12 protein-coding genes are annotated in these 12,038 nt (G+C 76.0%); 3 read left to right on the plus strand and 9 right to left on the minus strand.

Features of this window, described 5'->3' with window-relative positions; translation table 11 throughout:
• Positions 1-39: 39 nt before the first annotated feature.
• The 3 genes from ABT403_RS01625 to ABT403_RS01635 all read right to left on the minus strand — a co-directional run bounded on the left by ABT403_RS01625 (position 40) and on the right by ABT403_RS01635 (position 2,244).
• On the minus strand, positions 40-564 hold the full coding sequence (locus tag ABT403_RS01625) for a DUF5133 domain-containing protein (RefSeq protein ID WP_344167193.1): 525 nt from the start codon (positions 562-564) through the stop codon (positions 40-42).
• A gap of 142 nt (positions 565-706) precedes the next feature.
• Positions 707-1,480 carry a maleylpyruvate isomerase family mycothiol-dependent enzyme gene (locus ABT403_RS01630; RefSeq protein WP_344167191.1) on the minus strand — a complete coding sequence of 258 codons (774 nt, stop codon included), beginning with the start codon at positions 1,478-1,480 and terminating at the stop codon, positions 707-709.
• Between the two features lie 47 nt (positions 1,481-1,527).
• Positions 1,528-2,244 carry a TetR/AcrR family transcriptional regulator gene (locus ABT403_RS01635; protein WP_344167190.1) on the minus strand — a complete coding sequence of 239 codons (717 nt, stop codon included), beginning with the start codon at positions 2,242-2,244 and terminating at the stop codon, positions 1,528-1,530.
• Positions 2,245-2,370: 126 nt separating this feature from the next.
• On the opposite strand from ABT403_RS01635, the gene ABT403_RS01640 reads away from it, so the two are divergent.
• Positions 2,371-3,786, plus strand: a complete 1,416-nt coding sequence (locus ABT403_RS01640) for an amidase (protein ID WP_344167188.1) — start codon at positions 2,371-2,373, stop codon at positions 3,784-3,786.
• Here ABT403_RS01640 and ABT403_RS01645 read toward each other — a convergent pair.
• Complete coding sequence (locus ABT403_RS01645; protein ID WP_344167186.1) at positions 3,761-5,083, minus strand: cytochrome P450; 1,323 nt, start codon at positions 5,081-5,083, stop codon at positions 3,761-3,763. The two genes, ABT403_RS01640 and ABT403_RS01645, sit on opposite strands and share 26 nt — an antisense overlap.
• A gap of 175 nt (positions 5,084-5,258) precedes the next feature.
• Here ABT403_RS01645 and ABT403_RS01650 point away from each other — a divergent pair, with 175 nt between their 5' ends.
• Positions 5,259-5,663: a DUF4440 domain-containing protein gene (locus ABT403_RS01650; RefSeq protein WP_344167184.1), complete on the plus strand. Its 405-nt coding sequence runs from the start codon at positions 5,259-5,261 to the stop codon at positions 5,661-5,663.
• 5 nt (positions 5,664-5,668) lie between these two features.
• Here ABT403_RS01650 and ABT403_RS01655 read toward each other — a convergent pair whose 3' ends face one another.
• Complete coding sequence (locus tag ABT403_RS01655) at positions 5,669-6,628, minus strand: SMP-30/gluconolactonase/LRE family protein (protein ID WP_344167182.1); 960 nt, start codon at positions 6,626-6,628, stop codon at positions 5,669-5,671.
• A gap of 202 nt (positions 6,629-6,830) precedes the next feature.
• Here ABT403_RS01655 and ABT403_RS01660 point away from each other — a divergent pair, with 202 nt between their 5' ends.
• Positions 6,831-7,538 carry a hypothetical protein gene (locus tag ABT403_RS01660; protein WP_344167180.1) on the plus strand — a complete coding sequence of 236 codons (708 nt, stop codon included), beginning with the start codon at positions 6,831-6,833 and terminating at the stop codon, positions 7,536-7,538.
• 27 nt (positions 7,539-7,565) lie between these two features.
• On the opposite strand, the gene ABT403_RS01665 is transcribed toward ABT403_RS01660, so the two are convergent.
• From ABT403_RS01665 to ABT403_RS01680, 4 genes are all read right to left on the minus strand, one after another.
• Entirely contained in the window at positions 7,566-8,291 is a 726-nt protein-coding gene (locus tag ABT403_RS01665; protein ID WP_344167178.1) for a DUF4232 domain-containing protein, read from the minus strand.
• A gap of 204 nt (positions 8,292-8,495) precedes the next feature.
• The gene (locus ABT403_RS01670; RefSeq protein ID WP_344167176.1) at positions 8,496-8,657 is read right to left on the minus strand and encodes a hypothetical protein; all 162 of its coding nucleotides are present in this window, start codon (positions 8,655-8,657) and stop codon (positions 8,496-8,498) included.
• A 185-nt stretch (positions 8,658-8,842) separates the two neighbouring features.
• Positions 8,843-10,918 (minus strand): sensor histidine kinase, encoded by a 2,076-nt coding sequence (locus ABT403_RS01675; RefSeq protein WP_344167174.1) that lies wholly within the window; start codon positions 10,916-10,918, stop codon positions 8,843-8,845.
• Between the two features lie 87 nt (positions 10,919-11,005).
• Positions 11,006-11,692, minus strand: a complete 687-nt coding sequence (locus tag ABT403_RS01680; RefSeq protein WP_344167172.1) for a response regulator transcription factor — start codon at positions 11,690-11,692, stop codon at positions 11,006-11,008.
• Between the last annotated feature and the right edge of the window lie 346 nt (positions 11,693-12,038).

The raw sequence follows: 12,038 nt of genomic DNA on the forward strand, positions 1-12,038 counted from the left end.
CGGGGTCCCGGGACCGGTTCCAGCCGGTTGCGGCCGGAGCTAGTCGGCGGCGGCCGACAGGTGTTCCTCCGCCGCCAGGACCGCCTGGTGCGTGCTCGGGCGGCCCATCAGGACGCACAGGGTGTAGGCCACGTCGTCCATCGCCCTGAGGGTGCCTGGATCCGTGGGCGCGGCCGCCAGGCGGGCCTGGCAGCCGCGCAGCCGGGAGAGGACCTCCTCGGTGCGCAGCCGGCTCGGCAGGATGCCGATCGTCTGGACCGCCCCCGGGTGCCTCGGCGCGCGGGCCGCTTCCAGGGACCGGCGCAGGGCCCGTTCGATCCGTACGGGCATGGGTATGCCGAGGGTGCCCGCGACCATCGCCGCCGCCACCTCCACGGCGGTCACGCGGGCCAGTTCGGCCGCCGCCAGCAGGATCTGCTTCGCCTCGCGCACCGAGCAGGGGGCCGCCGCCATCAGCAGGCCCACCGCCCACGTGTGGGTCGGGCCCTCCCCGGGCGGTCCTCCGCGCGCGGGAGCGACCTCGGCCGTGAGGGCCGGGGACGGCGGATCACCAGGAGACGCCACGAGAGGATCCCTTCAGCCCGAGGCCGCGCACGGCGGCGAAGACGAGCACGTCAGGCCGGCCCGCCCCTCGCGGGACGGGTCCGCTACCACGCTGTCACACCGGCTGGGGATCCGCATCGCGGCTCCGGCCCGCGCGGTGGCGTCAGAACTCCGAGTTGGCGAACCAGAGGTCGAGCAGCTCCTGGTCCCCGCCCGCCTCGACCGTCGCCGCCGAACGGTCCAGGCGGCCGTAGAGCAGCAGGAGCAGATCGGCGGCCGGGGCGCGGACCAGGGCGTCGGCGGGAACCTCGTCGCCGGCTCCGTCCGGGACCACGCCGAAGCCGTCGGGGCGCAGCCGGACCAGCCACGAGCCCTCGGTGTCCGTGCAGGTGAAGCGGATGGTCCGGTCCGCTCCGCGCAGGTGGGCCACCTTGGGCGCGAAGAGGGCGGCGAACGGGAGGTTCACCAGGAACTCGTCCACGCCGTCCCGGGCGAGCGCGAGGTCCAGGGCGGAGGGCAGCCCCAGGGCCCGTTCCGCGTCGACTCGGTGGACCAGGGTCTCGAAGGCCATCCGGCGCACCCAGAAGCGGGCGTGGCCGTCGGCCCCCCAGACCCACATGGGTGCGTCCAGGTCGGTGGCGGCGAACACCTCGGCCGCCTCGGCGGCGCCCTCGGCCAGCCAGTCGGCGTACCCGTCCGCCCGCTCCGGCAGGCGCAGGTCCACGTCACGGCTGGTCGGCGGCGTCTGAATGCGCCCGCGCAGCAGCACCGAGAACCAGCGGTGCACGCTCCCGGTGTGCCGGACCAGATCGGTCAGGTCCCAGCCGGGGCAGGTGGGTACGGGGGCCGCCATGTCGGCGCCCCGGACCAGGTCCGCGAACCGGGCGGCCTCCGCCGCCACGGCCGCCCGGTGGTCGATCTGGTCGGCTCTGTTCATGCCGGTGTGCCCTTCTGGCCTGTCGAATGGATGCCCCGGGCACTCTTTCACAGCCCCGACGACGCCCCTCCACCGGCTCCACCGGCTCCACCGGCTCCACCGGCTCCACCGGCTCCACCGGCTCCACCGGCTCCACCGGGGCCACCGGCTCCGCCGGCCCCCTCGCGCTCCCAGAGCCGGGCCAGGTGCGCGTGGAGCACCTCCCGGGCCTGGCGCGCGGTGAGGTGGCCGATGAGCACGTGTGTGGTGAGACCGTCCGCGAGCGCCAGCAGGGTGCGGGCCTCCCGCTGCGGGTCCAGGGGCGTGGGCGACGGGCCGGCCCCGGCCCCCTCCGCTTTTACGAGGAGCCGCGTGAACATCGCCTCCAGCTCCGCGTAGGCGGTCCGCAGCGTCTCGGCCAGCGGGGCGCTGACGGCCGCCTGCGCGACGAACGCCAGCCAGACCCGGGCCTCCGCGCGGTGCTCCTCGCGCAGCAGGGCGACCTCCGTGGCCGCGTGGCCCAGGGCGGACGCGGCCGACTGCGCCGGGCCCCGCACCAGCCGGGCCCGTACCCGTTCGCCGATCCGCTCCCCGATCTGCCCGAGCGTGAACCGGAGCATCTCCTCCTTGGTGCGGAAACACCGCTGGACGGCGCCCATCGACACCTCGGCCCGCCCCGCGACGTCGCGCAGGGTCACCCCCTCCAGGCCGCTCTCGTCGGCGAGCCGGCACACCGCCTCGGCGATCCGCCGCCTGCGCCCCTCGTGGTCCACCTGCCTGGGCATGTGCCCCGCCTCCCTCCGTGCCGCGTGCCCCGCAGTTTATTCGATGCGGGCGCATCGGATCCCGTATAGGGTCCGAGGTATCCGATGCGGATGCATCGGAACGACGACGACGGGAGCGTACGAGTCATGCGGGAAGCCCTGTGGCAGATGACGGCCGCAGCACAGGCGCGGGCGGTGCGCGGCGGCGAGGTCTCCGCCGCCGAGCTGGTCGAGAGCCACCTGGAACGCATCGCCGAGGTCAACCCCCAGGTGAACGCGGTCACCCAGCTGATGGCCGGACGGGCCCGCGCGGACGCCGCGCTGACGGACCGCCGGCGCGCCGCCGGCGAGGAGCTCGGCCCCCTCGCGGGCGTCCCCTTCACGGTGAAGGAGACCACCCCCGTGGAGGGCGTCCCGACCACCTTCGGCGTCCCCCGCTTCCGCGACCTCGTCGCCCGGGCCGACGCGCCGCCCGTGGCCCGGCTGCGCGCCGCCGGGGCCATTCCCATCGGCCACGCCAACATCCCCACCCTGATCCTCGCCGGGATGCACACCCGCAGCGAGCTCTTCGGCGACACCGCCAACCCCTGGGACCCCGCCCGCACCCCCGGCGGCACCAGCGGCGGCGACGCCGTGGCCGTCGCCACCGGCATGGCCGCCCTCGGCCTCGGCAACGACTCGGGCGGCTCCATCCGCGTCCCGGCCCAGTTCTGCGGGGTCGCCGGGCTGAAGCCGACCACCGGACGCTTCCCCGCCGACCACCGCGTCCTCGGCCCCGACGACCCCGGCCCGGCCTCCCAGGCGCTCGTCACCGACGGCCCCCTCGCCCGCAGCGTGGCCGACCTGCGCCTGGCCTACGAGGCGCTGGCCGGCACCGACCCCCGCGACCCGCGCGCCGTCCCCGTACCCGCCTACGGACCCCCGCTCCCCGGCCCCGTCGAGGTCGCCGTCGTGACGGACCCCGGCGGCCGCGGGGTCCACCCGGCGGTCCGCGCCGCCGTCGCCGACGCGGCCGCCGCCCTCGCCGACGCCGGATACCGGGTGCGTGAAGTGGCCGACGTACCGCGCCTGGACGAGACCCTCGACGCGTACGACCGCATCACCCTCACCGAGTTCGCCCCGAACTGGCCGGCGGTCCGCACCCTCCTCGGCGAGGGCGGTGACCGCTACCTTCGGTTCGCCATGGACCGCACCCCGCCCGCCACCGCCGACGAACTGGTCCGGCTGACGGGCACCTGGCTGAACCTCCGCCGCTCCTGGGCCGAGTTCCTCGACGCCCACCCGCTCGTCCTCGGCCCCTCGTTCACCGAGCCGCCCGTCGAGCCGGGGCTGGAGTCGCGCGACCGGGCCGGCCGGGACCGGGTCGCCTCCGGGATGCGCCTGTGCACGGCGACCAGCTTCATCGGCGTACCCGCCGTGGCCGTCCCCACCGGCCTGCGCGACGGGCTCCCCGCCGGCGTGCAGATCATCGGCCGGGCCTTCCGCGAGGACCTGTGCCTCGACGCCGCCCAGGCGGTCGAGGACCGGCTCGGGGTCCTCACCCCCGTCGACCCCCGGTCCTGACGGGCCGGTCCCGGCGGCCCGGTGCGAGCGTGGCCGGCGTCGGCCCGTCCGGGCGGACCGTGATGCTGTAGGTGGCCCCGCGCGGGACGGAGGACAGCACCGGGACGTGCGACGGCAGCAGGGCCTCCAGCAGCGCCGTCGACTCCCGCAGCGCGAACTGCGTGCCCAGGCAGGCCCGGGGCCCGATCCCGAAGGGCAGATAGGCGCCCGTCCCGCCGGGGCGGCGGCCCCCGTCCGTGAACCGCCGGGGGTCGAAGCGCTCCGGGTCCGGCCACAGCCCCGGATCGCGGTGCGTCAGGTACGGGCAGACCAGGACGTCACTGTCCGCCTCCACCGCGTACCCCGCCACCGTGTCGGCCTCCGCCGTGTACCGGGGCAGGATCCAGGCGGACGGGTACAGCCGCAGGGTCTCGCTGACCAGCGCCTGCACCGCCTCCCTGCGCGCCGGCGACCCTTCGCCGCCGGCGGCGAGCGCCTCCTCGCGGGCCCCCGGGTACCGGTCGAGCAGCAGGTACAGCCAGGTCAGGGTGGTGGCGGTGGTCTCGTGCCCGGCCACCAGCAGGGTCACCAGCTCGTCGCGCACCAGCCGGTCGGTGTACTCGGGACGCTCCCGCGAAGCGTCGACCAGCACCTGGAGCAGCCCCGGCCCGTCGGGCCCCGGCTCCCCGCGCCGCGCGGCGGTCACCGCCTCCCGGGCCACCGCGTCGATCCGGGCGAGGTCCCGCGCCACCAGGTCCCGCGCCTCCACGGCATCGGCGGGCAGCTGGGGAAGGGCGGCCACCACGGCCGCGACGGAGGCCAGTTCGCGAGCGGTGACCGGGTCCAGCGGATGCCCGGTCAGCGAGCGCCAGATGGTGTCCAGCGCGAAGTGCCGCATCTCCTCCCCGAGGTCGAAGACCTCCCCGGTGTGCGCGTACCCCTCCCACCGCCCGGCCGCGGCCCGCGCCGCGCCGGCGATCCGCCGTTCGTAGCGGCGCATCCCCGTACCGGTGAACTGCGACTGGAGCAGCCGTCGTTGCCGCTTCCAGGCCTCACCCGTCGCGGCGAGCACCCCGTCGCCGATCAGCAGGCGGGCGCGGTGGGAGCGCTTGACGTACCGGTCGGGACGCAGCGCGAGGACGTGCTGCACGGCCTCCGGCCCGGTGACCAGGACGGTGGGCCGCGGGCCCAGCCGGACGGCGGTGACCCCGCCGTGCCGTTCGCGGGCCCGCGCCAGCAGGTCGATCAGCTCCCCGCCCTCCGCGCGCCACCGCTCCACCTCGGCGGGGTCCAGTTCGGGCACGGCGTGTGCGGCCACGGGGCTTCTCCTGTCCGGCCGGCGGCCCGGCCGTCGTGAGGTGCGGGACAGCACGGACTGTACGCGGACGGACCCCGCCGTACCGGCCGTACGGATCTTCTGGAGCGGCGGCTGTCCGCATACGATCGCCTCCGTACGGGGCCGTGCGGCCCGTGGACCCGTGGGAGGGGCATCCGTGTCCGACGTGAAGACCGAACTCGACGAGCTGATGCGGGTGTTCCTCGGCGCGTTCACCAACACCGCGGGCGCCGCCCCGGACGTCGACGCCGTCCGGAGGGTGTTCATACCCGAAGGAATGATCATCAAGAACGTCGGCGGCGAACCCGTCGTCCACGACCTCGACGCCTTCATCGCACCCCGGCGCACGATCCTCACCGACGGGACGCTGACGGAGTTCTCGGAGTGGGAGGTGTCCGAACGCACCGAGATCTTCGGCTCGATCGCCCACCGCTTCAGCGAGTACCGCAAGTCGGGCCGCCTGGAAGGACGGTGGTTCGAGGGCGGGGGTCACAAGACCACCCAGTTCGTCCGCACCCCGGCGGGCTGGCGGATGAGCTCGATGGCCTGGGACGACTTCTAGGGAAGTCAACCCCCGGCCGGTACCTCGTAGATCCTCCCGTCGACCCCCGCCCGGTACAGCCGTCCCGCCGCGAACCCCTGTTCGCCCCGGCCGTACACGAGCTGCGTGGACAGCCGCAGCGCCGGGTCCGAGGCCGCGGCGCACAGGCTCCCGTCCTCCACCCGCCACACCTCACCCGCCGCGTGCGTGGCGATCAGCGGCCGGCCGCGGGCGTCGAGGGTCAGGCCGTCCGGGAGGGCCAGGGCGTCGGTTCCCCCGGCCGACACCCACCGGCGGGGGTGGCCGGGGTCGTCCACCGGGATCCGGTACACCCCGGGGGCCAGGGTCGTCTGCACCACGTACACCTGCGACCCGTCGGGGGACACGGCGATCCCGTTGGGCTGCGGCACCCGCGCCCATGCGGGGTCCACCCGGCCGTCCGGGGTGACGCGTCCGATGCCCGAACCGCCCAGGGTCGTCGTGTACACCGTCCCGTCGGGCGCGAGCGCCACGCCGTCGATCCCGCCCAGCCCCGAGGCGTACACCGAGACGGCCCCGGTCTCCGGATCCACCTCCAGCAGCTTCGAGACCGGCAGCAGGCCGCCGGTCAGCGAGTGCGCGAGGTCGTTGCCCGTACCGACCAGCAGCCGCCCGTCCTCGCGCACCACGATCCCGCCGTCGGCGCCGATGTTCCCGGTGAGCGCCACCGGAGCCGCGCCCGGCGCGTCAATGCGGTACACGCGGCCGCTGAAGTACGCGGTGGCGAACATCCGGCCCCGCCGGTCCACGGCGATCGACTCGACCCAGTCCGGGACGTACCCCACCTGCACCGGCCCGCCCGCCCCGGCGGAAGCGCACCGCTGCGCCGCCCGCGCGGTCCCCGCCGGTACGAGGACCCCCGCGCCCAGCGCCCCCAGTACGGCCAGCACGGCCAGTGCGCGCCCGCGCCGGCGCACAGCGCTGCGCCCCGTCCTGCTCGACCCCATCGGTTCCCCTCCATGGCCGTTCCGGTCCGCCCCGTGCAGTATCGGCCCACGGGCCCCGCCCGGCGACCGCCTTCCCGGCCCAACTCCGCCCGGGCGAAGGCCGGAACCGCACCCCGCCCGCCCCGCGCACCGGGCGCCCGCGACGGTCGCGGGCACGCATGTGACGATGACCCCCGGCACATCCGCACCACATGGGGGGACCATGCGCACCCGTACCACCACCGCCGGCCTCGCCGCCGCCCTCGCAGCACTGCTCGCCCTCAGCGGGTGCACGTCCCCGGACGGCGGTCCGCACCCGGCCGCGAGCGCCCCGGCGGTCGCACCCGCCCCCGCGCCCGGCGGCGCCTCCGGGTACGAGGGGCCCCGCCCGCAGGACCAGAACCTGCTGGCCTGGACCGGGGACCCCAATGACGCCGGACACGTCACCGCCCAGTCGGCCGCCGGCGTCGGCGGACGGATCACCCTGGTCCGCGTCGGCCTGCGCGAACAGATCACCTGGTCCAACATCTGGCTGGGGCTGGCCGGCATCGACACGGGTGCCCAGCTCTCCAACTGCTACCTCGGCGTGTACGACGCCACCGGCAAGCTCGTCGCGTCCACCGCGGACGTCTCGCCCCAGCTGATGACCGACGCGGTGGCCAAGCCGCTGCCCCTCACCAAGCCCTTCACCGCCCCCGCCGGCACCTACTTCATCGCCCTCCTGCTGAACGGCAACTGGGCCACCAACGCCCTCACCCTGAAGGCCACCGGCGCAGGCATCTCCGTCAACGCGGGCCTCGCGCCCCCGGCTCTGCGCTACAGCACGGTCCTGACCGGCCAGACCTCGCTGCCGCCCACCCTCAACCTCGCCGAGCAGTCCACCAGCACGATCAACACCGGCTGGGGCAGCCAGTGGTACGGGATCTCCTGACCCGTCCCCCCGCCACCCCCGGCCGGATCAGGAGGGCTTCGTCGCGGAGAAGGCCGTGACGGTCACCTTGTTGTCGCACTCGGCGAACTGCCCGTCGTCCATGCCGATCTGGTGCGAACCCGCCCCCGGGACCCGGATGACCAGGCTGGGGAACACGACCGGGGTGGAGCCGGACACGCAGTAGCCGTCCGCCTCGCCCTGGACGTTGACGAAGGTCAGCTTCGTCCAGGCGCGGGCGCCCGGGGTCAGGGACACCGGGGCGGCCGTACCGCTGTTGGTGGTGGCCAGCGGGAGGTTCTTGTCGGGCGAGCCGTTGCCCGCGCCCGCGACCTGGGGGAAGCCGAGCAGGGTGCAGGTCGAGCGGCTCTTGACCGAGATGACGACGGCCCCCGTACCGGTACCGGTCGGGCGGACGTCGGCCTGGTGGGCCGGCGAGACCTCCAGGTCCTCGATCGTGCAGGCCTTCGCCTTGCCGCCGCCGCCCGGCGCGGAGGGCGTCGGCTTCGCCCCGCCGCCGCCCGTGCCGCCGGTGGCGGAGGACCCGGCGGAACCGCCCGCACCGCCCGAGCCCCCCGTGCCGCCCGTCGCGGCCCCGGCGGGCGTCGCCGCCGGTCCCGAGGCCGCCGGCGGGGAGGAGGGCCGGGCGGCCGCGCCCGTGTCCCCTGCCGGGCCGCAGCCCGTCATCAGGGCGGTGGCTGCGGCGGCCGCCGCCAGTGCCGTGGCGGTGCGCCGAAGTCCTGCTGCGTACTGCATGGGGTGCTCCCGTGGTTCACGACCGGTCCCGCGCCGGCACTCGCGTCGACGGACACGCGCCGCGCGCCGCCCGGGTTCCGGGGGCGGGCCGCTGTGGCGGTTTCGTGACATGACCTGGACGACGTGGCATCCGGCGGTCCGGGGGGCACCCCGGCACGGCGGTGCCCCCTCCCCGTGCGGGGGAGGGGGCACGCCCGGCGGTGTTCAGCACGGCGGGTTCGGACAGCGCCGGGTCGGCCTGGGGGCCGGCGCGCCGGATCTGCCGCGCCGGTAGCGCAGGGCCAGCAGGGCCAGGGCGGCCGCCGCCCCCGAGGCGAATCCGGCCAGGGCCGGTCCGGTACGGCGGTCACAGGGCTTGGGGGTCATGGTGAGTCCTCCGTTCGGTCGCGCCGCCCCGGGTTCGGAGCCGGCGGACGGGGGATCCGTCACCGAAGACGATGGCCCGCCCGCCGTCCCGGGTTCATGAGCCGCTGGTCCCGACCGCTCCCGTCCCAGCCCCGCCCGCCCTGCGGGTCCCTCACGTCGGCCGGTCCCTCACGTCGGCCGGTCCCTCACTCCGGCCGGTCCCGCAGCGGCAGTTCCGCCCGGACCAGCGTCCCGCCGCCCGGCGCCGGCCCGACCGTCAGCGTGCCGCCCAGCTCGGACGCCCGCTCGGCCATCGAGCGCAGCCCCAGCCCGCCCGGCCCCGAGTCCGCGACCAGGCCCGTACCGTCGTCGGCGACCTCCGCCACCACCCGCCCCTCACCCGCCCGCACCGACAGCCGGGCCCGCCCCGCCCGCGCGTGCCGCACCACGTTGTGCAGCGCCTCGGCCGCGATCCGGTACAGGGCCACCTCCACCCCCGCCGGGAACGGCGGCAGCGGATCCGGCTCCAGCGCGATCACGACCGTCAGCCGGGGCGCGGCCAGGCTCTCGGCCAGCACCCGCAGCGCCGCCCCGAGACCGCCCCGGTCCAGGGCCTCCGGGGTCAGCCCGTCGGTGATCCGGCGCAGCTCGCCGATGGCCTCGGCCACCCCCTGGGAGACCATGCCCAGCCGCCGGGACACCTCCTCGTCCGCCGGCAGGGCCGCCAGCACGGTGTCGAGCTGGAGCCGCAGCCCCGAAAGGGCCGGCCCCAGCCCGTCGTGCAGGTCGCGGCGGATCCGGCGGCGGGCCTCCTCGCGGGCCAGCACGATCCGCTCCCGGCTGGCCTGGAGGTCCTCGTACAGCCGCAGGAAGGCCACCGACGGCGCCGCCTGGTCCGCGAGCAGCCGCAGCACACCGGCGTCCAGCGGCGCCAGCCCGTCCTCGTCGGCCCGCCGCCCCACCTCCAGCCAGCCGATGACGGCGTCCTCGTGCCGCAGCGGGAACCGCTGCCACCACGCCTGCGCGGCCTCGCCGCGCAGCGCCGCCACGTGCGGCCCGTCCGCCGTCGTCAGGCTGACCCGGACGGCCGGCAGGGCGAGGGCCTCCGCCACGGTGTCGCACAGCAGCCCCGGCGCCACGTCCGGCCGCACCGCCGCGCTGAGCCGGCCGGCCAGCTCCCGGACGGCCCGGTACGAGCGCGCCCGTTCGCCCTGGACGTTGCGGTCCGCCGCCAGCATCACCCGGCGCATCGCGTACGGGGCGCCGAACCCGGCCGCCACCGCCCCCAGGCTCAGCAGCAGGCCGAAGGCGACGGGGGTGCCGGAGAGCCACCCCGACAGCGGCAGCACGAGCAGCACGTACGCCACCACCGCCCCCGTCACCCACACCAGCGGCAGCGGAGCCCGGTGCACCGCGCCGCCCGGCCGCCAGGCGTGGTCGCGGACGAACACGTACGCGATCGCCGGCGGCCACAGCACCACCGGGAGGTACAGGATCAGCTTGGAGGCCTCCTCGCCGAGCTCCTCGTAGAGGAACGCGACCACGTTGGTGCACACGAAGACCGCCGCGTACACGGTCAGCAGCGGCCACAGCAGCGCCCCGCACAGGACCTCCCCGCGTCGGCGGCAGCCCGGCCACCGTGCGGCCATGACCGCGGCCGCGAGCAGCGGCAGGACCGGGTGCGGGACGCCCGCGAGGGGCCGCAGCAGGGCGCACACCTGCCCGGTGAACCCCTCCCAGGCGCCCGCGTCCAGCGGGGAGGGCATGCCGTACGGGGCCCTGACCGCGTACGCGCACCAGGTCTCGGCCAGCGCCCACACGGCGGAGCCGGCGAGCAGCACCCGCCCCGCCGCGCCCCGGGGCGGGCGCCCGGACGGCAGCCACAGCGGCAGCGTGAGGACGGCGGTGTCCCAGACGGCCTCGCCGAGCACGCTGCCCAGCATCAGCACGACGGCCGCCGCCCCCGACACCCCGACGGCCGCCCCCGACGCCAGGGCCGCCTCGGCGACCAGCACGGCCGTCGGGGCGAGGAGCAGCAGCCAGGCCAGCGGGCGGGCGGGGGAGCGGGCCATCACGAGCGCCCCGAACAGGACGGTGCCCAGGCACAGGAGCTCCTTGGCGGCGAAGTCGGAGAACCCGGACCGCTGGAGCCGGGGCACGCCCGCGTCGGCGAAGCGGAGCACGAACCACACGGCCGTCGAGACGAACGCGACGAGGCACACCGTGGAGACCGGGCCGGGAGGTCCCGGCTGCCGGCGTCCGTACGCTGCCGCCTCGTCCATGACGCCCTCCACGAGCAGGTATCCCGCCAGGGTGGCCCGGCCGCCGTCCCGGGCGGAAGGGACCGGGGTCCCGTCGGCGTCCCGGTCTCAGCCGGCCGTGCCGCCCGTCTCCCCGGCGGCTCCGAGCCCGGCGTCCCGGGCGCGGGCGACGGCCTCGGCCCGGGTGGCGACGTCGAGCTTCTCGAAGATGTGGGTGAGGTGGTTGCGCACGGTCTTCTCCGCCACGAACAGCTCGCGCGAGACCCGGCGGTTGTCGTAGCCCCGGGCGACCAGGTCCAGCACCTCCACCTCGCGGGCGGTCAGCGCGGGGAACACCCGTCCGGCGTCGCGCCGGGGCCCGCCGGTGACCAGGGCGGCGATCCGGGCGGCCACGTCGGGCCCGAAGACCGCGCCCCCGGCCGCCACCGTGCGCACCGCGTGCAGGACCTCCTCGCGCCCGGCGCCCTTGACCAGGTAGCCGCGCGCCCCCGCGTGCAGGGCGGCGAGGAGGGTGCCGTCGTCGTCCGCCATGGTCAGCACCAGCACCCTCAGCTCCGGGTGCTCCTCGCCGAGCCGGCGGGTGGCCTCGATGCCCGAGCCGTCCGGCAGGGTCAGGTCCATCACCACCACCTGCGGCCGGCCGGCCGCCACGGCCGCGGACAGCTCGGAGAGGGTCCGGGCCTCGCCCGCGACGTGGATGTCGTCGGCGCTCTCCAGTGCCGACCTCAGCCCCTCGCGAAACAGCGGGTGGTCCTCGACGATCACCACACGTACCTGCGTCTTCTCGGACTGCATGGGCCCACTATGGGCGATCACGGTCCCGAACCCGGGAAGGCCCGCCCCGGACCCGCCGTCCGCGTCCGGCGGAACGGACCCGGAAGGGGGACGCTGGAACGGACCCGGAAGGGGAACGGTTTCCGGCCTGTCACATCCGGCCACCGGGCACATGTGACCCATCCGGCGATCTTGTAGCGGAAAGGCGGCAATGAGCCAGCGAACCCATCTCATCGCCACCTTGCGGGGCAGAACAACAACCCCACAGGTCACGGCTGTTGACTGGGGCAACATCCCAGTCCAGAAGCCGAGACGAACTGTGCGGTAATCCAACCGGAGCCGTGCTTTGCGGATAGGTTCTGAGCGT

The organism is Streptomyces sp. NPDC000075 (assembly GCF_040301925.1).
Lineage (GTDB): Bacteria > Actinomycetota > Actinomycetes > Streptomycetales > Streptomycetaceae > Streptomyces > Streptomyces polychromogenes.